This window comes from Rhodopseudomonas sp. P2A-2r (assembly GCF_026015985.1).
GTDB lineage: Bacteria > Pseudomonadota > Alphaproteobacteria > Rhizobiales > Xanthobacteraceae > Tardiphaga.
In genome coordinates this window covers 2,282,356-2,304,792 of the sequence record NZ_CP110389.1, presented here as the reverse complement: position 1 = coordinate 2,304,792, position 22,437 = coordinate 2,282,356, and the positions used below count along the sequence as shown (strand labels likewise).

Here is a 22,437-nt window from a genome sequence, read left to right as displayed (position 1 = left end):
TACGGACAAGCCGCCACCAGCCGATTGACCGAGGTCACCGCGACCACCGTCCCAGCGGGACATCGCCAGCCCGGCGGACCAGGCCAGAAACTTCAGGATGCCTTTAGGCCGGGGTTGCATGGCCCCAGTCGAATGAGGTGCCATCCACCCAAATGCAGTGAAGGATGACGGCGATCTTTCTGGCAATAGCGACCTTCGCCTTCTTCATACCTATCCGCTTTGCGAGCTTCATTCCCCAGACCTTGAGGGAGGACCATTTTTTGGTCCGATAAAGCAGGACAGTCGCCGCCTCGAACAGGTAGGTTCGGAGAAGACGGTCGCCCCATCGCGATATCTTGCCGCTCGTATCGGTTTCTCCAGATTGGTTGCGCCGAGGCGTAAGGCCGAGATAGGCGCCGACCGTAGAGGCCGATCGGAAGCGGGACGGATCGTCGATCGTATGGCGGAACGTGAGGGCCGTCACCACTCCGACGCCTGGAACTGTCATCAGGCGCCGCGTCGTCTCGTCTGACTTCGCCAATCGGCGGACCTCATCGTCAAACTTGCTCTGCTGCTGACAGATATGCTCATGAATCGACAGGAGCGGCGCGGTCACGCTGAGAAGCTGGTGATCGTTGCCGAGTAGCTCGCTGACCTGATTGCGGAACTGCTGGCCGATGGCGCGAGGGAATAGCAATCCATATTCCTTGATCAGACTGCGGACTTGGTTCTCAATGTCCCGGCGCATGGATACGAGTCGGGATCGCGCGACGAGTATCGCGCGGACCTTTTGACTTTCCTCGCTCTTAACTTTCACTTCTCGATACCAACCGACCCGTACCAGTTCGGCAAGACCTCGAGCGTCATTTTGATCACTCTTGTTCATACGTACCGACAGTGCCGCGTGTGCATGCCGCGCATCGATGCAAACGACAGGTAGATCGACCCTACGAAGTTCGTGCCAAAGCCAGCTTGACATCGCGCCGGTCTCAAAACCAATGCGCTCCGCCAGTGGCGCATGTTTACGAAGCAGGTCAGTCAGAGCGCCGGGGTCTGACTTAGCCTTTCCCTCGAAGATTAATTGGCCAGTTTCGCTGACCACGCACACTGCGGTTTCTCTTTGCGAGACATCCAGACCGACGTATTGCTTCATGACGGTTCCTCCGAATCGGTTGATTGCGAGGGCTCGATGCTAACGGATCTTTCGTGCCACGAGCGCTGACCGCAATTACGTCATCGTGTTCAAATATTGCAGGCCGAATGACACCAGACCTGCTGCAGCCAGTCGGGGTCGGTAGTCGAACATCTTCGCCGCCTTTCGTCTGCTGCGGACCTGCATTTATGACGCGGACGGCCTTGATCCAATCAGGCGCCAACAGGCGTCCCAAGCAGCATTATCACTTGTCGTGATCTGGGTGTCAGAACCTACCCGCGAGCGGGCCGTTCATCGCGGCCGGCTCGCGGAAGCGCGCCCGTGGAAAAAGTCGAAACGGCACTACTTTTGCGAAAAAATCTGCGCAAATAGCGCCACTCTTTCAGCCACTTGCGAGATCGAGTCGTTTTCAAAGCGAAAACCGGGGCGATCGAGTCGTTCTCAAAGTCAAAATCGAGTCGTTTTCAAAATCGCGGGTCTAGGAAAAACAATGGGATAACCGAGTCGTTTTCAAAGTGGCCCCACACTGTTCGGACAAGCAGAAGCGCGCTGCTGCACACCCGGCGCGGATCTCATCGCCGCGGCGCCGTCGGATGGGCATGCGTCGCAACCGGCCTCGTTCGTCAACGAGACCCGTTGCGCCGCGCAGGCGTTTCAGTGTCGGTTCATCGAACCCTATCCGGCCATGCGCTGCCGCAGGCTCTGGTAGAATGCCGTCTCGAAATTCATGTAGCCGATGAACGAGGTCGGATCGCCGAAGGGAAGGATCTGGGTGGCCCAGAAGCCGCCGAAGCCGTTGCGCCGGTCGATCCAGTAGAACAGGTTGGCCAGCCCGGCCCAGCCAAGCGCGCCGGCGGGCCGGCCGGTGGGCGCCTCCTCGTCATTGACCATGAAACTCAGGGCCCAGGATTTCGACTGGCCGGGGAAGAATTCCGCGTCGTTGCACAAAGCAGGATTGGCGCCGGTGATGGCGGTGACCTTGTGGCTGCCGAGGTGGTTCTTCTCGGCCATGCGCACGGTGTCGGCCTTCAGCACGCGGCCGTGCTCGCCCGCGCCGTCGTTCAACCACATGCGTATAAAGCGCATGTAGTCGCCGACCGTGCCGTAGAGGCCGTGGCCGCCCATATGCACCTCGGAATCGGCCGGCAGTTCGAAATCCATCGGCGTCAGCGAGCCATCGGCGTTGCGCGCGTGAACACCGGCCAGCCGGCGCCGCAACGGATCCGTGAGTTCGAACGTCATGTCGGCAATGCCCAACGGCTCGAAGATCCGCGTCTTGAAGACCTCGCCGAGCCGGCGGCCGGCGATCGCCTCGACGATCTGACCGCACCAGTCCAGGTTGGTGCCGTATTCCCAGCGATCACCGGGATCGAACAGCAGTGGCGTCATCAGGCAGGCCTTCGACGCGGTGATGACGCTGGGCTGGCCCTTCTCCTGTGCCAGCCGGAGATAGGTTCGGTTGGTGAAGTCATAGCTGAGACCTGCCGTGTGAACCATCAGCATGCGGGTCGTGATCTCGCGCTTCGGCGCGCGCAGCACCGGCTCGCCTGCGGCGTCGAAGCCGTCGATGACCTGCAGCTTGCCGATCTCGGGCACGTAGCGCGTGGCGGGCGCGTCGAGATCGAGCTTGCCGTCCTCGACCAGTTGCAGGACGGCGGTGCCGGTGATCGCCTTGGTGGTGGAAAAGATGGCGAAGACGCTGTCGGTCGTCATGTCGGCCGGCTGATCGAGCCGGCGCTTGCCGGCGGCACCTTCATAGATGTTGCGATGACGGTCCGTCACCATCGCGACCACGCCGGGGACGCGTGGCGTCGATGACACGACACCTTCAAGCACGGCATCGGCGGCAAAACTGAAGTTCTCGCTCATGGTCTTCCTCCCTGTCTGTTTGTCTTTTTGTCAACCTTGCTGCACTTCGCCTATTGCATCGCAAATCCCCGGTAGTCGTTGGCCGCCACCTCGTCGCACTTTTCCCGGTAGACGCCGACACCGCCACAATAAGACAGCAGGCGGCGCGGCTTGCCCGGAATATTCGAGCCCAGATACCAGGAGCTGGTCTTGGCAATCAGCGTGGCGTTGGCGGTCTCGTCATGATGGGCGACCCAGCCGTCTTCCGTCTCCTTTGTGGGCTCGACGACGTTGAGGCTTTTGCGGCGCATATAGGCGATGCAGGCATCGATCCATTCGACCTGCTGCTGCAGGCAGGTGGTCATGTTGCAGAGCGCGGCCGAGGGTGCCAGCGGCACCGCCGTGGTGAACAGGTTGGGATAGCCGTGAATCTGCAGGCCCATGGTGGTGCGGATATCCCGGCTCCAGTCGTCCTTCAACGATCGCCCGCCACGGCCCCTGATATCGATTCGCGTCAGCGCTCCCGTGCCAGCGTCGAATCCGGTGGCGAGAACGATGATATCCACGTCGTGCACCGTGCCGTCCGCGGTCCTGATGCCGGTTTCCGTCACGCAGTCGATCGGATTGCCTTTGACGCTGACGATCTCGACATTGGAGCGATGGAAGGCTTCGAGATAGTTCTGCTCCAGCGGAACGCGGTGCGTCCCGAAACCGTAGTCGGACGGAATCAGCAGGTCGCACAGTTTCGGATCCTTGAGCCGCTCGCGCATCTTCTGGCGCACGAATTCGGAGATTTCGGCATTGACCTCCTCGTCGAAGAACATCTCCGCGAAGGACGACAGCCACAGCTTCAGCGAGCCGTCGTTCCAGCAATCCTCCAGCACCGCACGGCGCTGGGGCGGCGTCAGGTCGGCCCAGGCCTGCTCGAAGTCATATTCGAATCCGGTGAAGGTGTGCGGCAACCGCGCCGTGAGGTGTGCGAACTTGGCCTTGTAGGCGGCGGCCTCCGCCGCACCGTATTTTGGATTCTTCATCGGAATGACGTATTGCGGCGTGCGAACGAATACCTTGAGGTGACCGACCTCGCCGGCGATGGACTGAACGACCTGAATGCCGGTTGCGCCGTTGCCGATGACCGCGACCCGCTTGCCGGCGAAATCGATCGGCTGTTCCGGCCAACGCGCGGTGTGAAACAGCTGTCCCTTGAACGCCTCCTGGCCGGGAAACGACACGTAAGGAGCCGACAGCATACCGCAGCAGGCCACCAGAAACTGCGTGTCGATCCCCCGCCCCTTGTCGGTGGTGACGAGCCAGCGCTGCGTGGCTTCATTGAAATGCGCACTTTTGACCGTGGTGCCGAACTGGATGTCGCGACGCAGATCGAGACGATCGGCCACATAGTTCAGCCAGCGTTCGATCTCCGGCTGGCCCGGAAACTTCTCGCTCCAGCTCCATCCCGTGTAGAGTTCTTCGGAAAACAGATACTGATAGATATAACTTTCGGAATCGAACCGTGCGCCCGGATAGCGATTCCAGTACCACGTCCCACCCACACCCGACGCCGCGTCGATCGCTGTGACATTCAATCCCTGTTCGCGCAGGCGATACAGCTGATACAGCCCGGCGACGCCGGCCCCGATCACGACTGCGTCACGCTTTTCCGTCGGGTGGGCGCCGTTGCTTCCATTGGATGTGGTCGCAGCTTCCGTCATTTGTTTCCTCCGTTCTTTGCACGTCCTCGATATGTGTGGGCCGCGGTCAGCCGTCGTCACCCGCCTCACGATCGGGTGACGCTGCATCGCAACAGGCTGGTCGCGAGCTTTCAAACGGGCCGCGCAGTCCACCTGCTCGCCCGCGAATTTCGCGCAGCGCGCAGGAGGTTATGGGGCAGACGTCATCGCGCGCTTGAAAGAAACCAACAATCCTTTGAACGATGCGCGGCGACATCAACGGCGCCAGAGTCTGCTTGGCAAAAGCCAGAAGCGGTCTATTCTACCGGTCTGCCGTTAGGCCAATGACAACAGAAGCGCTCAACCGCGCCACAGAGTTGCACGGAGGAGACTGTGCGATGGGCCAATACATCACGGTCGAGGAGCTGCCCCGCTATGCTCCCGGTGAACTGATGCTGGACAGCCTTGCGGTGGGAAAGCCCGATTTTCGATTGCGGGTGTTCCGCTATGCGCCATCTGATATCTGGATTCCACCTTCCGAGAACTTTCTCGTCGTCGTCTACAGGACCGGGACGACATCGATGAACCGCCGCGTCACCGGTTCCTGGAAACGCGACGACGTCGGCCGTGGCGCCAGCACGCTGCTGACCCGCGCGGAAGCTTCGAACTGGCGATGGGGACATGACGTCGAGGTCAGCCATTTCTACATCTCGCCGGCCCTGATGACCAAGACGGCGAGCGAGGCCTTCGACCGCGACGCGCAGGCCATCGAACTCCACGACCTGCTCCGCGCCGAAGATCCCATCCTGACCTGGATCAGCGATCAGATGGTCCAGGAAGTTGCCGAGGGCGGTCCGGGCGGTCGGCTGTGCTACGATGCGCTGGCACTTCAGGCCAGCGTGCACATCCTGCGGAAATATGCGTCCGTGCGCTTCAAAATGCCCTCCGCCCAGGGCCGCTTCAGGCCAGCCCATGCCCGCATGATAGAGGACTATATCGAGCATCACATCGCCAGAAATATCACGCTGGAGGAATTGGCCAACATCTGCAACTGCACGCCGGTGCAGTTCGCACGCAAATTCAGCGTGCATTACGGCGTGCGGCCGCATGCCTATGTCCTGGGCTGCAAGGTGGCGCGCGCATGCCAGTACCTGAGCAAGGATCGGCTGGCGCTCAAGGAAATCGCACTGCTCTGCGGCTTTTCGGATCAGAGCCACCTCAATCGGGTGTTCCGTCGCCACATGAACCTCACTCCGGCAGAATATCGCAAGCAATCGGCGTGAGGCGGCCGGTCGCCGGGGCTGGAGGCTCTTGCTCCGCACCCCTGCCCCGGCGACTGCGAGCTGTTACGTGGCCGCTCCCGATCGGACCGGCAACGAATGTCCCGCCGGAGAGGACCGGCCAAAGGCACGGAACTTGCTTTGCAAATAGGCAAAGCAAGGAGCCGTGCATGCCTGAGCCGAAGGGCGGTCGTTCGCTGGTCATCGATGCCGTCACGCATCGTTATGCAGGCGGCGCGATCGCGGTGGAAAACATCAACCTCGACGTGAAAGGCGGCGAGATCATCGCGCTGCTGGGACCATCCGGTTGCGGCAAGACCACGCTTTTGCGCATCGTCGCCGGCTTCATCGCCCAGAGCCAGGGCCGCATCATCATCGGCGACGACATCGTCGATCGCCTGCCGCCCAACCGCCGCGCGGTCGGCATCGTGTTTCAGAACTATGCGCTGTTTCCGCACCTGACCATTGCCGAGAACGTCGCCTATGGCCTCGCCGCGCGCAACGTCGACAAGGCGACCCAGCGCAGCGAGGCGCAGCGCCTGCTCGATCTGGTGCAGCTCTCGTCCATGGGCGAGCGGCTGCCGCGGCAGCTGTCCGGCGGCCAGCAGCAGCGCGTGGCGCTGGCCCGCGCGCTGGCCATCAAGCCGTCGATCCTGCTGCTGGACGAGCCGTTCGCCGCCCTCGACAAGAACCTGCGGCTCGACATGCAGATCGAGGTCAAGCGGTTGCAGCGGGTGTCGGGCATTACCACCGTGATCGTCACCCACGACCAGGAGGAAGCGCTGTCCATGGCCGACCGCGTGGCCGTGCTGAGCCAGGGGCATCTCGAACAGTTCGGCTCCCCATCGGATGTCTACGACCGGCCGCAGACGCTGTTCGTCAACACCTTCGTCGGCTCCACCAACCGCATGCCCGGCACGCTGATCGCAATGGACCCGACCGGCGCCAAGGTGCGGCTCGACGCCGGCGCCGAGATCATCGCCCGGCCGGCCGCGAAGGGGATTGCCGAGGGTGGCCGCGTCACCGTCTGCATCCGGCCGGAGCATCTGCAGTTCGTCACCGACACGTCGGGCTTCGCCGGCGTGGTCGGCATGGCGCTGCCGCTCGGCACCACGGTCGTCCATGAGATCACCACCGCCGACGGCTCGGGCGTGAAAGTTTCCCAGGCGCGTTTCGGCGAGACGCGCCTGCTGGAGAGCGGCGTCGCGGTACGCGTGGCTCCGCTCGCCCCCGCCCTCGCCAATGTGTTTCCCGCCTCCCTTTAGCGCCACGTCAGCTTTCAACCGGAGCCTCATTTAATGATCAGTCGCAGAAGCCTTCTCACCACCGCATTGACCCTTGGCGCCATGAAGGCGTTTCCCGGGCTGAGCTACGCCCAGGCGCGCCCGCTGGTGTTCGCCACCTTCACCGGTAGCTGGGAGGAAGCCCACAAGGCGGTGCTGGTACCGGCGTTCCGCAAGGCCAATGCCGACGCGGCCATAGTGCTCGACCCGATGCTGTCCGTCGACCAGATCGCCAAGATCAACGCGGCGCGCGCCAATCCGCCGATCGACGTGATGCTGCACGATCCCGGCCCGGCGCTGGTGGCGATCGGCCAGGATCTCGCCGAGCCCTATCCCGTAGAGAAGAGCGCGTACTACAAGGACCTGATCGCCGAGGCGCAGGAGCCGATGGGGCCGGCGCCGTTCTTCCAGGTGGTGGGCCTGACCTACAATCCCGAGACCATCAAGAAGCCACCGACCTCCTGGGCCGACCTGTGGAATCCGGAATTCAAAGGCCGCGTCGGCATCACCAACCTCAATTCCACGCTCGGCACCGGATGGCTGGTCGAGGTGGCCCGCATGCACGGCGGCTCGGAAGCCAATATCGATCCCGGCTTCAAGGCGCTGGAAGCGCTGAAGCCCAATCTCGCCGCGGTCGCCGCCAATCCCGGCGCGCTCGCTACCCTGTTCCAGCAGGGCCAGGTCGACATCTCGCCCGGCAATTTCAACGCCATCCAGATCCTCAAGGCGCGCGGCGTGCCGGTGGAATTCGTGGCGCCCAAGGAAGGCGCCATCGCCTTCAAGACCACCATTCATATCGTCAAGAACTCGCCCAACAAGGAGCTCGCCTTCAAGCTGATCGAGGCGTCGCTGTCACCGGAGGTGCAGACCACCTTGATGAACTCGCCGTACCTGATCGTGCCGACCAATGCCAAGGTGCCGATGGGCGGCGAGATCGCCCGCGTGCTGGCCAGGGACACCGAGGAGTTGAAGAAGAAGTTCGTGTTCCAGGACTGGAAGAAGATCAACGAGCAGCGCTCGGCCTGGATCGAACGCTTCAACCGCGAAATCAAGATCTGAGGCGACGATGACCGCTGCATCGGCACCGCGCGACGTGACATCCTACGGGATCGGGCTGGCCGCTCCATTGGCCCTGTTCTTCCTGGTGTTCTTCGTGGCGCCGCTGGTGCAGCTGTTCGTGCTGTCCCTGCACAACGACACGGCCGGTACCCTCTGGGGTATCGGCCAGTACGTCCATTTCCTCACCGACCCCTTCAGCCTCGGCGTGCTCGGCTCCACGCTCCTCCTCGGTGCCGAAGTGACGGCGCTCTGCCTGGTGCTCGGTTTCCCGCTTGCCTGGCTGTATCACCGCGTCGGCTCGCGCATGCAGACGCTGATCATCCTCATCGTGCTGCTGCCGCTCCTGACCAGCGTAGTGGTGCGCACCTTTGCCTGGATCGTGATCCTCGGCCGCCAGGGCATCGTCAATGCGACGCTGCAGTCGATGGGCGCCATCGATACGCCGCTGCGGCTGCTGTACACCCAGTTCGGCGTGGTGGTCGCGCTGGCCCAGGTGCAGATGCCGCTGATGACGCTGCCGCTGATCACCGCGCTCGGCCGCATCGACATGAATCTCGAGGACGCCTCGTGCTCGCTCGGCGCCGGCAGTTGGCGCACCTTCCGCAAGGTCATTCTGCCGCTGTCGCTGCCCGGCATCATCGCCGGCTGCACGCTGACCTATGCGGCCGCCATCACCGCCTTCATCACCCAGTCGCTGATCGGCGGCGGACAGATGCTCTTCATGCCGATGTACCTGTACCAGCAGGCCTCGACCTTGCAGAACTGGCCGTTCGCCTCGGCCATCTCGATCATCTTCCTGCTGGCGGTGCTCGCCGTCGTCACCCTCTTCAACATGCTGGGCCGATTGTCTCGCGGCTACGGCGGAGCCTGATCATGAGCGGCCGCAAGCGCACCTGGGAAGCCATCAGCTTCGAAGTGGTCATGACGGCGATCGCGCTGATCGGGCTGGTGATCATCATCGCGCCATCGCTGGTCGTGCTGATCGTGTCGTTCACCAGCGGCTTCTCGCTCAAATTTCCTCCGCCCGGCTATTCCGGCCGCTGGTACGTCGAATTGTGGAATGCCTGGCAGTTGCATTTCGCCGCGCGCAACAGCTTTGTGGTGGCGCTGTGGGCGACCGGCCTGTCCATCGTGCTCGGCGTCGGCGCCGCATTGGCCATTGCGCGCTCGCCGACCCTGTCGACACGACTGCTCGACTCGTTGTTCATGTCGCCGCTGGTGCTGCCGGCACTGGCCTTCGGTCTCGCAGCGCTTATGCTGTTTTCACGGGTCGGCATGCAGGTGTCGCTGCTGACCCTGGTGATCGGCCATACCGTGGTCTGCGTGCCCTATGTGGTGCGCAACACAGTGGCGGCGCTGGCCCAGCTCGAGCCGGCACTGCTGGAAAGCTCGGCGGCGCTCGGTGCTAGCCGGTCCTACACCTTCCGGCGCATCGTGCTGCCGCTGATCCGTCCGGGCATCATCGCCGGCGCGTTCATCGCCTTTATGTCGTCGTTCGACAATGTGCCTGTGTCGCTGTTCCTGCGCGACGCGGCCACCGACATGCTGCCTATCCGCATGTGGCAGGACCTCGAGGGCAAGCTCGACGTCACCATCGCGGCGCTATCCAGCGTGCTGATCATTGCCACGGTTGCGCTCATCGCCGTCATGGAGCGCGTCACCGGCCTGTCGAAGCGGCTGACGAACTGATCCGCCTCAGGCGCCGCGAAACAGTGCAAAGCCCCAGCGCGTGAACTTGATCGGCAGATGGAAATGCTCATCCACGTTCACGATCCTGAACCGGAACGGCACCACCGTCAGAAAGCCTGCGCCCTCGCTATCGGCAAAGAATTCACCGAGGTGAAACAGCACCTCGTATTCGCCGGCTTCGATTCCAATCCCTGTGGTGACCGGGTGATCGAGCGTGCCGACGGCACCGAGCCGGCCGTCGGCAATCAGGGCACGCGCCGGCCCAACTTGCCAGATCTCGACGCGCAGGCCTTGCGCGGGTTGCCCGCTCGCGACATCGACCGCATGAATGGATATCCCGCCCGCCATCAGAACTCCTACCGATTGAGTGACGGTCGATGATAGATCACAAGCAAGGCGGACGGCCAGCCCGCCCCCGCGAGCCCGTCACCGACGCGCTTCAACATCTCCGTCCCCGGTGCGCAAGATAGATGCGCGCCGCGTTGCCGCCGAAGACGGCGGCCTTTTCATCGGCTGACAGATCGGCCAGCAGAGCTTCGGCGGCGGCGAGCCATTTTTCGTAGCCACCGGCCAGATTGACCACGGGCCAGTCGCTGCCCCACAGCAGGCGAGAGAGCCCGAAGCACGCGACGACATGATCCACCGCGTTGCGCAGATCCGCGATCTGCCAGTCCGGTGCGGCCTCGGTCACGAGGCCCGACAGCTTGCAGACGATGTTGGGGCGTTCGGCGAGCGACGCGATATCGCGATACCAATCTGCCGTCTCGCCGCTTGCAAGCCGGGGCTTGCCGCAATGGTCGAGCACGAATTGCGTGGCCGGGTGATCGTCGACCAGCCGCAGCAGACGCGGCAAATGGCGCGGCAGCACCAGTGCGTCGAACACCAGGCCGTTCCGTGCCATGGCCGCCAGCAGCGGCGCCAGCGCCGGACGCAGCAGCCAGTCGTCGTCGGCCATGTCCTGCACCATCGGCCGCAACCCGACCAGAAGCCGGTGCGCGGCGAGCGCATCGATGCGCGCGCTGGCGTCGGGCGCGTCGAAATCCGTCCAGCCGACCACGCCTCGCACCTCCGTCGCCCTTGCCGCGATGTCGAGCAGGAACATGGTTTCCGCCTCGGTCGGCGCGGCCTGCACTAGGATCGAGCCTTCGATATTCGCGGCGCCGAGATGCGGCGCGAGGTCCGACAGCGAGAAGTCGCGATGGATCGGCGCCAGCGCCGGCGTCAGCCAGCCATAGTCGCCACGATCCAGCGTCCAGACATGGTGATGCGCATCGATGCGCATCAATCGGCGACCGATGACGGAACCGGCGCTGCCGCATCCAGCAGGCGCTCGGCCTTCAGATCGGCCCACAGCGCAGTCGGCACCGTGCGCGACAGCGCGTCCACATTGCGCTCGACCTCTTGCGGGCTCTGGGCGCCCAGTACGACGCTGGCCACCGCCGGATGCCCCAGGGCAAAATGCAATGCCGCGGTGGGCAGGGCAACGCCATGCGCCGCGCAGACGCTGTCGATCCGCGCCACCTTCGCCAGGATATCGGGAGGCGCATCCCGGTAATTGTACTTGGCGCCGCTGACCGCGCCGGTCGCCAGAATACCCGAATTGAACACGCCGCCGAGCAGCACGCCGATGCCTTGCTGCTGCGCCAGCGGCAGGAATTCTGCCAGCGCCGGCTGCTCTAGCAGCGAATAGCGCCCGGCCAGCAACATGGTATCGAAGGATCCGGCCTGCGCGAAACGCACGCACATCTCGGCCTCGTTCACGCCGATGCCGATTCCGGCGACAACGCCCTCGCCGCGCAGCCGGTCCAGCGCCACATAGGCCCCGGCCATCGCCTCCCGAAACCGCGCCTCGATGGCGTCGCGGCCATGGGTCCAGACGTCGACGTCGTGGATCAACAACAAATCGAGGCGATCTGTACCCAGCCGCAACAGCGACTGTTCCACCGATCGCATGGTGCCGTCATAGGAATAGTCGACCACGGCCCGGTGCGGCAGCCCGCCGACATAGCCGGAACCGTCGCCGCGCCCGGTGAACGGATCCATCCAGCGACCGACCTTGGTACATACGACGATGTTCTGGCGCGGCACGCGCCGGAGCGCGGTGCCGCAACGATGTTCGGCAAGACCGTTGCCATAAAGGGAGACGTATCGAGCAGATTGATGCCCCGATCGAGCGCGACGTGTACCGTATCGATGGCCGTGTCGTCGTCCAGCTGCGCATAGAGGTCGCCAAGCGGCGCGGTGCCGAAGCCGAGCACCGAAACCTCGAGCCGCGTCCGACCAAGAAGACGGCGCGGCAATGCAGACCGCGGAGTCGCATCGACCGGCTTCTCTTCGTCTGCCTGCGCAGCGGCGGCCGTGTAGAGTTCCCTAACCTTGCTTGCCAATGGTCTACCCCGCTGATCTTGGCCCCGAACCTGCCCTCCGCGAACGGACTGCACCTGGCTGAATGCAATCCTGCCACCAACACGCCGCGAGCGGAAGTCAATCCAACTCAACAAGCTCAAATACAGGTTCGACCTGATCGTGCAGCCAGGACATTCTGGCTCACAGCCTTTGAGCGCCCACTTTACGCGACGAGTTCAATCGATCGCCGCCACACATTCGGCAGAGTCTCAGCCGGGCGCCGGCGGCGGAACGCAGGCTTCGCTGATGACAATTTCCCCTTTCTCAAATGGCTGACAAATGCCCCGTTTCGCCTATGGCGCAAGCGTCAAGCGCATCAGCCATTGAAGGCGGCCTGGGCTTCCGGCAGATCCCAGATCTTGCCCACCGCCGCGGTCCCCGCCGCCACGATCGCGGCTTCGTCGTGCTGCGTCGAACGGCCGGCATCGATCAGGATGCGGCCGTCGACGATGACCTGGTCGATATTGGCGCGGTTGGCCAGAGCGATCAGGCCACGGCGCGGATCGAACAGCGGCTGCAGATGCGGGTGACTCATATCGACAACCGTGAGATCGGCGGTGGCGCCCGGCGCGAGCACGCCGAGGTCAGGCCGTCCGATCACGCCAGCGGCTGTCGCGGTCACGGCTTCGATCAGTTCCGGCCCGTTGGCGACATCGGCTTTGCCCGACGACAGTTTCGAGATCAGCGAGGCGGCGTTCAGTTCGCCGAGAAAATCCTGATTGTAGCCGTCGGTGCCCACCACGGTGCGGACGCCATGCGACGCAAAGCGGCCGAACGCCGCGGTCACACCGCTGCGCGCAAACACCCGGGGACAGTTCAATACCGTGGCGCCGCGCGCCGCCATCAGTCCCAGATCGCTGTCTGAACTTGCGATGCAATGCGCAGCCATCAGGTCCGGCGCGAGCACGCCCAGCCAGTCAAGATACTCCGCCGGCGTCCGGCCATCGTAGCGCTGGCCGATCAGCGCCACCTCGGCGGCGCTCTGGGCCAGATGGGTGGTGATGGGCACGCCGAGTTCGCGCGCGCGCGTCGCGCAGGCCTTGAACAGCTCCGGGCCGCAAGTGTCGGTGGCGTGCGGGCTCATGGCGAGCTTGATGCGTCCGTCGGCCTGCCCGTTCCAGCGCTGATACAACGCATTCCAACTGTCGAGATCGGCTTCGCCATCGTTGCCGGTGTAGGTCATCACGCCGTCGGCGCCGAGCCGGGCATCGGCCGTCGAGAACAGATAAGGCGCGCCGTAGAAGCGGATACCCATCTCGGCGGCGGCGTCGAACATTTCGGGGATGGTATTGCGGAACGAATCCATCACCGTGGTGACGCCGCCCTTCAGCAATTGCAGCACGCCAAGCCGGGCGATCGCCAGTCGCTCCAGGGGCGACAGAATTTCCGCGCCGCGTTTGCTCAGCGGTAGCAGCACCGTGTAGATGATGCTCTGGTTGTTGCGGCGACCATTGCCGTCTTCGGTATGGCTGCGCGCGATGGCTTCGCTGTAGCAGTGGTTGTGCAGGTTCAACAGGCCAGGCAGGATGAAACGGCCGGGCCGGTCGAACACCTCGCCAGCCTGCGGCCGCGTCTGCGTGACCGCAGCGATGCGGCTGCCTTCCAGCAAGATCCAGCGGTCGCGCAGCACGTCCTGCGCGCCATCCTTGCGTGACAGCACATAGCTGCCGAAAATGGCGATCGTGCTCATTCAGCCGCGGCGGAACTGCCGCCCGCCTCATGAAGCCGGTAATTCGCAGCAATCGCCTCGCCGGTCGCGATCCAGAGATCCGGACAGGATTTCGCATAGAGCAGAAATTCGCGCAGCAGGCGAAGCCGCATCGGCCGGCCGCTGACCTGCGGGTGCAGCACCGTGGTGACCATCGCGCCCCAGTCGCGGGTCTCGTCGAGATCATCCTTCCACATGGACAGCACATGCTCCTTCGGGAAGATCGAGCGCGGGCTGAAACGGTTGGACAACCCGTGCATCCAGTCATCGTAGCTCGAGGTCACCGGCAGTTCGATGGTGCCGGGCCGGCCGTCAGCCAGACAGTGGCGATAGGGCCGCACGTCATCGCGAAACGACGAGGTGTAGACGATGCCCTTACGCACGAGCGCCACGCGCAGCGCTTCGGTGAATTCCCCGACGGGCGCGCGATAACCCTTCGGAACCACGCCGAGATGACGCTTGATAGCCTCGAAGCCACGATCAAGCTCCTCGTCGACCGGATCGCCTGGGTCGACCAGCAAATGGTGATAGCCGTGGTGGCCGATCTCATGGCCGGCCTTGAGGATCGATTCCGCCATTGCCGGATGTGCGTCGACCGCCCAGCCAGTGATGAAAAACGTCGCCTTGAGGTCGAGCTGCTCCAGCAGCTCCAGCAGCTTCGGTGTGCCGACGCGCGCCTCATAGCCACCATAGCTCATGGTGACCAGACGCTCGGCATGCGCCGCGTCCTTGGCCGTCCAGGCGCTCTCAGCATCGACATCGAACGACAGGAACATCGCCGAGGAGAACGGCTTGGGCCACGGAAATTGCGGCGCCGGCGCTGCGGTGTTGGCGGGGATCAGCGGGATGCCCGCCAGTGCTTTACTGTCCTGCATTGATCAAGGCCTTTTCCATGCCGTAGTCGGTCAGTTTCCACTTCACCAGCAACGCTTTGTAGGAGCCGTCGGCGATCAGTCCGTCAAGTGCCTCCACCACCGCCTGCTGCAGGCCCTTCTCTTTGACCGGCAGAGCAAGGCCGGTGAATTGGGTCGCGAAAACGCCGCCGACCGGCAGGTAGACGCCGGGTTCGAGGTCCATGATGTAGGGCAGTGTCTCGCCGCCCTGCACGGCCGCATCGATGCGGCCCTGGCGCAGCTGTGTCCTGGCGTCGGCCGAGCCCTCGGTGCCGACGAAGACGATGGGGCTGGCAGCGCAATTCGCATTGCTCCAGATCTCGATCATCTTCGGCATGTTGGTGCGCCTGGAGGCACCAACCTTCTTGCCGCAAAGAGCTGCCTGGTCCTTGAACTCAGCGGCGCGGGAGTTCTGCACGAAGAACAGCGGGCCGTTGCGTAGATAGTCGACGAAAGTCGCGCTATCCTGCCGGGAGGCGATGTCGGTCATGCCCGACAGGATCGCGTCGACGCGCCCCGTCGAGATCGCCGGCATCATCTGGTCGAAGCTGGTTTCCTGCCACGCGATCTTGATGCCGAGCTTGCGGCCCAGCGCCTCGCCGAGGTCGACGTCGAAGCCCGTCAGCGCGTTGGTGGCCGGATCCTTGAACTCCATCGGCGGATAGTTCGGCACGATGGCAACCTTGATGCTGCCGGCCTTGACGATGTCGGGCGGCAGCTCTGCCGCGAGAACCGCGCCGGCGAAGCAGCAGGCGAGCGCGGAGGCTATCAAAATCTTCATCGTGGCTCCTTGTTGCGTGTTCGGAAAGCAAACCGCCGTTTTATCGAATCACTGCAGACAGAAAGGCCTGGGTGCGCGCCTCGCGCGCGCCGCCGAGGACCTCCGACGTCAGACCGGATTCCACGATGGCGCCCTGATCCATATAGACCACCCGGTCCGCGACCTCGCGTGCAAAGCCCAACTCGTGCGTCACCACCATCATGGTCATGCCGCTGCGCGCCAGCTCCTTCATGACGGCGAGCACTTCGCCAACCAGCTCCGGATCGAGCGCGCTGGTTGGTTCGTCGAACAGCATCAGCATCGGCTTCATGGCGAGCGCCCGCGCAATCGCCACCCGTTGTTGCTGGCCGCCCGACAATTCCGCCGGATAGGCATCGGCCTTGGCCGTCAGGCCGACCCGTCGCAGCAGCTCCATCGCTTCCGCCTCCGCCTCCGCCGGCTTGCGGCCCTGCACATGCACGGGACCTTCGATGATGTTTTCCAGCGCTGTACGGTGCGGGAACAGGTTGAAGCGCTGGAAGACCATTCCAGTCTTCAGGCGCTGTTGCGCGACCTGTCGCTCGGACAGGCGGTGCAACCGCCCGCGCTCCTCCCGCACCCCCAGCAATTCGCCGTCCAGCCAGATCCCGCCGCTGTCGAACGATGTGAGCTGGTTGACGCAGCGCAGCAGCGTCGTCTTGCCGGAACCGGATGCACCGATCAGGCACACCACTTCGCCGGCATGAACATCGAGCGACACCCGACTCAGCGCCTGGAATGCGCCGAAGTTCTTGTTGATCGAGCGGATCGCGACCAGCGGGCGGGTCATCGCACCACCTGCAAGGTGCCGCGAGAAAAGCGGCGCTCGACAAGCATTTGCAACGGCGTCAGGATCGACACCACGAGCAGATACCAGAGGCCGGCGACGATCAGCAGTTCGATGACGCGCGAGTTTGCATAATAGATGTTCTCGGCGCTGTGCAGCAGTTCCGGATACTGGATGACCGACGCCAGCGACGTCGCTTTGACCATGCCGATGAATTCGTTACTGAGCGGAGGCGTCACCACCCGCATGGCCTGCGGCAGGATGACCCGGCGCAGCGTCTGCAGCCGCCCCATGCCGATCGCCTGCGCAGCCTCATGCTGTCCGATATCGACCGAGAGAATGCCGGCCCTCATCACTTCCGACGTATAGGCGCCCTGATTGATGCCGAGACCAAGCAGCGCGGACAGGAACGGCGTCATCACGTCGACCGCCCGCACCGACCACAGGCCGGGAATGCCGATGGTCGGGAACACCAGCGCGAGATTGAACCACAGCAGCAGCTGCAGGATCAGCGGCGTGCCGCGGAACAGCCAAGTGTAGCCCGCCGCGACCGACTTCAGCACCGGGTTCGGCGACAGCCGCATGATCGCCACGACCACGCCCAGCGCGATGCCGAGCGCCATCGCAAGCACCGCCATCAGCATGGTGTTGGCGATGCCATGCAGGATGACGGGCACCGTCAGGAACCGCCCGACATAGGACCATTCGATCTGGCCGTAGGCGAAGGCACGACCGATTGCCGCCAGCGCCGCGACAATGGCGAAGGCGGTGAACCAGCGGATCCAGTGCGGCCGACTGGCCGCCCTGACCATCGAGAGATCAGGAAATCCTTCGGCAAGCCGCTCGGTTGCGCTCATTGTATGGCCGCGTTCATCATCGGCTTTGCAACCGCATGCATGCCCAAGCCCCATTTCTCGAGAATAATCTTGTAGGCACCATCGGAGATCATGGCCGCAAGCGTTTCGGTCACGACCTCGCGCAGCGCCGCGTCGTCCTTGCGGAACATGATGCCCTGGTAGCCGCTGGAAAACGGCTCGCCGACAACGCGATACTTCTCGACTTCCTGCTGCTGGGCATAGGGCAAGGTCTCGCTGCCCTGCACTGCCGCATCGATGCGACCCTGCTTGAGCTGGTTGCGCACGTCGATGCTGTTTTCACCGGGGACATACTGGACGGCCGGCTTGCCGGCGGCTTCGCAGTTTGCCTTGCTCCATTTCTCGATCTCGGCCGGGAAGCTGGTGCTGCGCGTGGTTCCAACCTTCTGGCCGCACAGCTCGATGGCCCGCTTGGGCGCACTCTCCGTCATCACGAAGAACTGCGGACCGGTGGTGAGATAGTCGATGAAGTCGGCGGTCTCGCGGCGCGAAGCGCGGTCGGTGATGCCGCTGATGATAAAATCGGCGCGCTTGGTCGCCAGCGACGGGATCAACTCGGCAAACGGCGTTTCGCTCCAGACAATCTTGACGCCAAGGCGCCTGGCGATCTCCCGGGCCAGATCGACATCGAGTCCGACCAGTTCGTTGGTGGCAGGATCGCGATAGGCCATCGGGGCGTAGGTCGCATTGATGGTCAGTCGCAATACGCCGGCTTGCCTGATCGAATCCGGAAGCTCGGCGGCCTGCGCCGAGGCGACAGCGACGAAGCCAGCCAGTCCGAGTGCGACTGCGATGCGCGTCATGTAAGTTCCTTCGCCCCCGGCGATGCAGGCGCCGCCGCGTCGAGGTGTTGACGCAGCGGCGGTTCGACCACACCGGCGCGCTCGGTGATGACAGCATAATGCTCCGGCCGCCGGTGTGCGGCGAAGTTGAACATCTTGTCCTTGCCCTGACGGCAGAGGTCGAGGTCGATGTCGGCGACAATCACCTCGTCCGCCAGCGTCTTCGCCTCGGCGACGATCCGTCCATTCGGATCGACGATGCAGGAGCCGCCGATCAGGCCGGAGCCATCCTCGTCGCCGGCCTTTGCGACGGCGATCGCCCAGGTGGCGTTCATGTAGGCGTTGGCCTGCGCCACCAGCGTCGAATGGAAGGTTCGCAGCGCGGCATCCTCGGTGACGCCGCCATTGGGATCGTAGGCCGCGGAATTGTAGCCGACGCAGACCAGTTCGACGCCCTGCAGGCCCAGCGCGCGCCAGGATTCGGGCCAGCGCCGATCGTTGCAGATCATCATGCCCATGATGGCGTCGCACCAGTCGGGGCCTGCGCGAAAAGCGGGGAAGCCAAGGTCGCCATAGTCGAAATATCGCTTTTCGAGCTGCTGGTATCGCGCCCCTTCACGCGGCTCCACCGAGCCCGGCAGATGGACCTTGCGATAGCGGCCAAACACCTCGCCCTGTCGATCGACGAGGATCGCGCAATTAAAACGCTGACCATCGGCTGTGAGCTCGGCATAGCCGACGGAGAAACCGACGCCCAGCGCGCGCGCCCGATCGAACAAGGGCTGCACGGCCGCATTCGGCATGCCGCGCTCATAATAGCGATCCAGCGCTTCGCCCGCGAGCAGCCAGCGCGGAAAGAAGGTGGTGAATGCGAGCTCGGGAAACACCACGAGGGTTGCGCCCTGCGCAGCCGCCGTCTCAAGCAGCACGATCATGCGGCCGAGCGTGTGCTCGCGCGAGTCGGCTTGTTGCGTCGGGCCCATCTGGGCGGCCGCGGCGCGGAAAATACGGGACAACGCTGCCTCCAATCTGGGCGCACTGCTGCATCGACAGGCAAGACATGCCCACTCCAACAGCGCACGAATACACAGTGATTACAGGCAGATGCGACGTCAAATGCAATCGTTCGTGCTATGATATTTTGGCGGAGACAATAACCGGTGATGATATGAACCTACGTCAACTGGAAATCCTGCGTGCGGTCATCCGACACCGCACGACGGTGGCGGCTGCTGACGAGTTGGCGCTGTCGCAGCCCGCCATCAGCAACGCGCTGAAGGCCATGGAAGCCCAGGCAGGGTTCGCCTTGTTCGAGCGCGCCAACAACCGCCTGCTGCCGACCGCCGAAGCAATGGCACTCTACAAGGAGAGCGACGCCATCTTCGCGCTGCATGCGAAACTTGAAAATCGTGTGCGTGATTTCAGGGAAGCGCGTTCCGCACGCCTGTCGATCGTTGCGACACCGCCGCTGGCCTATGGCATCATCTCGCCGGCGCTGTCGGGCTTCCTGCAGCGCCGGCCGCACACGCGGGTGTCGTTCGACGTCCGCCGCTACGAGGGAATCATCGACGGCGTGCTGGACGGAACCGCCGAGCTCGGTTTCGCGCTCGGTCTGTCGCAACATCCGGGCATTGCCCGCGAAGTTCTGCATGTCGGCGAAATGGTCTGCGTGATGCCGCAGGACCATCACCTGGCCGATCAGACGACGATTTCTGCGTCCGATCTTGCCGGCCTGTCCTTCATCGGACTGGAAGGAGGAACACGGCTGGGCGCCGCCGTGCGCGAGAACTTTGCGCAGGCCGGCGCGCCGTTTCGGCCCACCGTCGAGGTGCGCTACTGCAACACGGCCTGCATGCTCGCCGCCGCAGGCGTCGGTGTGGCCGTTGTCGATCCGATGTCGGCACGGCAGAGCGCCGGTCCGAACCTCGTGGTGCGGCCGTTCGCGCCCGCAATCCCCTGCATCGCCTATGTGCTGTGGTCGGAAGCCGAGCCGCTCTCGCGCCTCGCCAAGGAATTCCTCGCCGAAATCCGCCAGACCAGCCTCGTGAACTGAGCTGGATGGAATCTGCCTCTTGTTCCGACACATCGGGCCGCTCGGCGTATGACTGCTGACGGCGCCCGGTCCCGCGCCATCTGCTGAAAATTTGGCGTTGGCAGGCCCGCATATTACTGTACGATTCGTCCACTTATTAAGATCGCGCGCGAAACCTCTGCGCAGCGCAGGGAGCTGTTCGCATGACGTTGGACTACGAGCTGTTTGACGCCGGCGATGTCGTCCTGCAGGGCGGCCGGGTGTTTCCGAACATGCGGCTGGCCTACAGGACCTATGGACGCCTGAACGCCGCCAGGGACAATGTCATCGTCTATCCCACGTCGTTCGGTGCCCAGCACTACGACACCGAGTGGCTGGTCCATTCCGGCGGCGCCCTCGATCCGGATCGCTATTTCGTCGTCATCCCGAACCTGTTCGGCAACGGCCTGTCGTCGTCTCCTTCGAATGCGGCGCAGGCCTTTGCGGACGGTTCGTATCCGGACGTCAGCTACTACGACGCCGTCGCGGTCCAGCACCGACTGCTGACCGAACGTTTTGGGATAGCCAAAATCGCGCTGGTTTACGGCTGGTCGATGGGGGCCATGCAGGCCTATCACTGGGCGACTCGCTATCCGGACATGGTCGAGCGGGCTGCGATCGTCTGCGGCAGCGCGCGCTGCTCGCCGTTCAACTTCGTATTCCTGGAGGGGGTCAAGGCTGCGTTGACGGCCGACCCGGCCTTTGTCGATGGGCGCTTCGTGTCGACGCCGTCCGTCGGGCTGCGGGCGATGGGCCGCGTCTATGCCGGCTGGGCCATGTCGCACGCCTTCTATCGCGACGCGTTGTGGCGGACACTGGGCTTCACCTCTCTCGAGGATTTCCTCACCCGGTCCTGGGACGTCGCCTTTTCCCGGCGCGATGCCAACGACCTGCTCGCTCAGATCCGGACCTGGCAGAGCGGCGATATCAGCCGTTGCGATCAGTTCGGCGGCAATCTGGCCGACGCGTTGGCGGCGATTGCTGCGCGGGTCCTGCTGATGCCGAGCCGGACCGACAGCTATTTTCAGGTCCGGGACAACGAGGACGAACTGCCGCTGCTGGTCAATGCGTGCTCCGCCGAACTCGTGCCCATCCCCTCCGACTACGGACATCGTGCCGGCAACCCCGCCCTCATCCCCGCCGACCGCGCCTTTATCAATGCGACGGTGGCGGCATTTCTTGCCAAGGACGGCAACCAGGAGACCCGCAGATGACAATGGCGTTGGACGCTGATCGGAGCATAGCTGGACGTGCGCTGACACCGGTTCAGTTGAAGGAGCTTTCGGCGCGTTCGAACATGCCGGGCCTGATCCGGTCGATCACCCACTATGGCGCAATCGCGCTGGTTGGTGCCCTGATCTGGCAGATCACGGCACGATACGGCGTGTTGCCGGCGGTCCCGCTGATGTTCGTGCAGGGCTATCTGGTCGCCTTCCTGTTCATGGCGGTGCATGAAGCCGCCCACAACACGGTCTTCAGGTCACGGCATTTGAACCTGGGGCTCGGCCATCTGTCGTCGCTGATGATCGTGCTTCCCTATGACGGCTATGCGCTGTTTCACTGGGATCACCATCGCTACACCCAGGACCCGCAGCGCGACCCCGAACTCGTCACCGCGACGATCCCGTCCTCCGACGCGCGGCTTGCCATCGCCTATACCGGCATCGTGCAGTTGACCAACCGGATCGTCCTGCTGTTCCGCCGCGCCTTCACCGGGCAGGCCGTGGCGCCGTGGATTCCAGAGAACAAGCGCGCGATGATCGTGCTGGAAGCGCGCGCCTATGTCCTCGTCTATCTCCTTCTCCTGATCGCCTCGGTCGCGCTGTCGACCGCGGTGCTGTTGTGGAGCTGGCTCATTCCGCTGTTCCTCGGGCAACTGTTCCTGCGCCCGTATCTTTACGCCGAGCACACCGGCTGCGAACACACGCGCAGTGCCTACGAGAATACGCGGACGACCTACACCGGCGAAGTGGTGAAGTGGTTCGCCTGGAACATGCCATTCCACGTCGAGCACCATGCCTACCCCTCGGTGCCGTTCCATGCGCTGCCGAAACTGAACGAGATCGTCGCCGGACGTATCGTTCACAGCGGCCCGGGCTACCGCGCCGTGACGCGGCAGACATGGGCATGGTTCCGGCGCGCACGCCCGCAATGA

20 protein-coding genes and 1 pseudogene are annotated in these 22,437 nt (G+C 63.7%); 8 read left to right on the top strand and 13 right to left on the bottom strand.

Annotated features, from left to right (window positions below; translation table 11 throughout):
- Positions 1-103: 103 nt before the first annotated feature.
- From ONR75_RS10765 to ONR75_RS10755, 3 genes are all read right to left on the bottom strand, one after another.
- On the bottom strand, positions 104-1,132 hold the full coding sequence (locus tag ONR75_RS10765) for an IS110 family transposase (protein ID WP_265082577.1): 1,029 nt from the start codon (positions 1,130-1,132) through the stop codon (positions 104-106).
- Between the two features lie 675 nt (positions 1,133-1,807).
- On the bottom strand, positions 1,808-3,001 hold the full coding sequence (locus ONR75_RS10760; RefSeq protein WP_265082576.1) for a serine hydrolase domain-containing protein: 1,194 nt from the start codon (positions 2,999-3,001) through the stop codon (positions 1,808-1,810).
- Positions 3,002-3,051: 50 nt separating this feature from the next.
- On the bottom strand, positions 3,052-4,692 hold the full coding sequence (locus tag ONR75_RS10755; protein WP_265082575.1) for a flavin-containing monooxygenase: 1,641 nt from the start codon (positions 4,690-4,692) through the stop codon (positions 3,052-3,054).
- A gap of 221 nt (positions 4,693-4,913) precedes the next feature.
- On the opposite strand from ONR75_RS10755, the gene ONR75_RS10750 reads away from it, so the two are divergent.
- The 5 genes from ONR75_RS10750 to ONR75_RS10730 all read left to right on the top strand — a co-directional run bounded on the left by ONR75_RS10750 (position 4,914) and on the right by ONR75_RS10730 (position 9,961).
- Positions 4,914-5,933, top strand: a complete 1,020-nt coding sequence (locus ONR75_RS10750; RefSeq protein WP_265082574.1) for a helix-turn-helix transcriptional regulator — start codon at positions 4,914-4,916, stop codon at positions 5,931-5,933.
- Positions 5,934-6,100: 167 nt separating this feature from the next.
- The gene (locus ONR75_RS10745; protein ID WP_265082573.1) at positions 6,101-7,195 is read left to right on the top strand and encodes an ABC transporter ATP-binding protein; all 1,095 of its coding nucleotides are present in this window, start codon (positions 6,101-6,103) and stop codon (positions 7,193-7,195) included.
- A gap of 33 nt (positions 7,196-7,228) precedes the next feature.
- Positions 7,229-8,272 carry an ABC transporter substrate-binding protein gene (locus tag ONR75_RS10740; protein ID WP_265082572.1) on the top strand — a complete coding sequence of 348 codons (1,044 nt, stop codon included), beginning with the start codon at positions 7,229-7,231 and terminating at the stop codon, positions 8,270-8,272.
- 7 nt (positions 8,273-8,279) lie between these two features.
- Positions 8,280-9,143 (top strand): ABC transporter permease, encoded by an 864-nt coding sequence (locus ONR75_RS10735; protein WP_265082571.1) that lies wholly within the window; start codon positions 8,280-8,282, stop codon positions 9,141-9,143.
- 2 nt (positions 9,144-9,145) lie between these two features.
- Entirely contained in the window at positions 9,146-9,961 is an 816-nt protein-coding gene (locus ONR75_RS10730; RefSeq protein WP_265082570.1) for an ABC transporter permease, read from the top strand.
- Between the two features lie 6 nt (positions 9,962-9,967).
- On the opposite strand, the gene ONR75_RS10725 is transcribed toward ONR75_RS10730, so the two are convergent.
- The 10 genes and pseudogenes from ONR75_RS10725 to ONR75_RS10680 form a co-directional block, all read right to left on the bottom strand.
- Complete coding sequence (locus tag ONR75_RS10725; protein WP_265082569.1) at positions 9,968-10,309, bottom strand: hydroxyisourate hydrolase; 342 nt, start codon at positions 10,307-10,309, stop codon at positions 9,968-9,970.
- A gap of 91 nt (positions 10,310-10,400) precedes the next feature.
- Entirely contained in the window at positions 10,401-11,243 is an 843-nt protein-coding gene (locus ONR75_RS10720; protein WP_265082568.1) for an amidohydrolase family protein, read from the bottom strand.
- Positions 11,243-12,261 (bottom strand): annotated as a pseudogene (locus ONR75_RS10715) (aldo/keto reductase). Before ONR75_RS10715 ends, ONR75_RS10720 begins: the two are co-directional and overlap by 1 nt.
- 422 nt (positions 12,262-12,683) lie before the next feature.
- On the bottom strand, positions 12,684-14,057 hold the full coding sequence (locus ONR75_RS10710; protein WP_265082567.1) for an amidohydrolase family protein: 1,374 nt from the start codon (positions 14,055-14,057) through the stop codon (positions 12,684-12,686).
- Entirely contained in the window at positions 14,054-14,950 is an 897-nt protein-coding gene (locus ONR75_RS10705) for a polysaccharide deacetylase family protein (RefSeq protein WP_265082566.1), read from the bottom strand. Before ONR75_RS10705 ends, ONR75_RS10710 begins: the two co-directional genes overlap by 4 nt.
- Positions 14,937-15,749: an ABC transporter substrate-binding protein gene (locus ONR75_RS10700; RefSeq protein WP_265082565.1), complete on the bottom strand. Its 813-nt coding sequence runs from the start codon at positions 15,747-15,749 to the stop codon at positions 14,937-14,939. Before ONR75_RS10700 ends, ONR75_RS10705 begins: the two co-directional genes overlap by 14 nt.
- 40 nt (positions 15,750-15,789) lie before the next feature.
- Positions 15,790-16,557, bottom strand: a complete 768-nt coding sequence (locus ONR75_RS10695) for an amino acid ABC transporter ATP-binding protein (protein WP_265082564.1) — start codon at positions 16,555-16,557, stop codon at positions 15,790-15,792.
- The gene (locus tag ONR75_RS10690; protein ID WP_265082563.1) at positions 16,554-17,411 is read right to left on the bottom strand and encodes an amino acid ABC transporter permease; all 858 of its coding nucleotides are present in this window, start codon (positions 17,409-17,411) and stop codon (positions 16,554-16,556) included. Before ONR75_RS10690 ends, ONR75_RS10695 begins: the two co-directional genes overlap by 4 nt.
- Positions 17,408-18,232: an ABC transporter substrate-binding protein gene (locus ONR75_RS10685; protein WP_265082562.1), complete on the bottom strand. Its 825-nt coding sequence runs from the start codon at positions 18,230-18,232 to the stop codon at positions 17,408-17,410. The genes ONR75_RS10690 and ONR75_RS10685 overlap by 4 nt, the downstream gene beginning before the upstream one ends.
- Entirely contained in the window at positions 18,229-19,227 is a 999-nt protein-coding gene (locus ONR75_RS10680) for an N-carbamoyl-D-amino-acid hydrolase (RefSeq protein WP_265082561.1), read from the bottom strand. Before ONR75_RS10680 ends, ONR75_RS10685 begins: the two co-directional genes overlap by 4 nt.
- Positions 19,228-19,379: 152 nt before the next feature.
- Here ONR75_RS10680 and ONR75_RS10675 point away from each other — a divergent pair, with 152 nt between their 5' ends.
- From ONR75_RS10675 to ONR75_RS10665, 3 genes are all read left to right on the top strand, one after another.
- Positions 19,380-20,264, top strand: a complete 885-nt coding sequence (locus tag ONR75_RS10675; protein ID WP_265082560.1) for a LysR family transcriptional regulator — start codon at positions 19,380-19,382, stop codon at positions 20,262-20,264.
- A gap of 182 nt (positions 20,265-20,446) precedes the next feature.
- Positions 20,447-21,496: an alpha/beta fold hydrolase gene (locus ONR75_RS10670; RefSeq protein ID WP_265082559.1), complete on the top strand. Its 1,050-nt coding sequence runs from the start codon at positions 20,447-20,449 to the stop codon at positions 21,494-21,496.
- Positions 21,493-22,437: a fatty acid desaturase gene (locus ONR75_RS10665; protein ID WP_265082558.1), complete on the top strand. Its 945-nt coding sequence runs from the start codon at positions 21,493-21,495 to the stop codon at positions 22,435-22,437. Before ONR75_RS10670 ends, ONR75_RS10665 begins: the two co-directional genes overlap by 4 nt.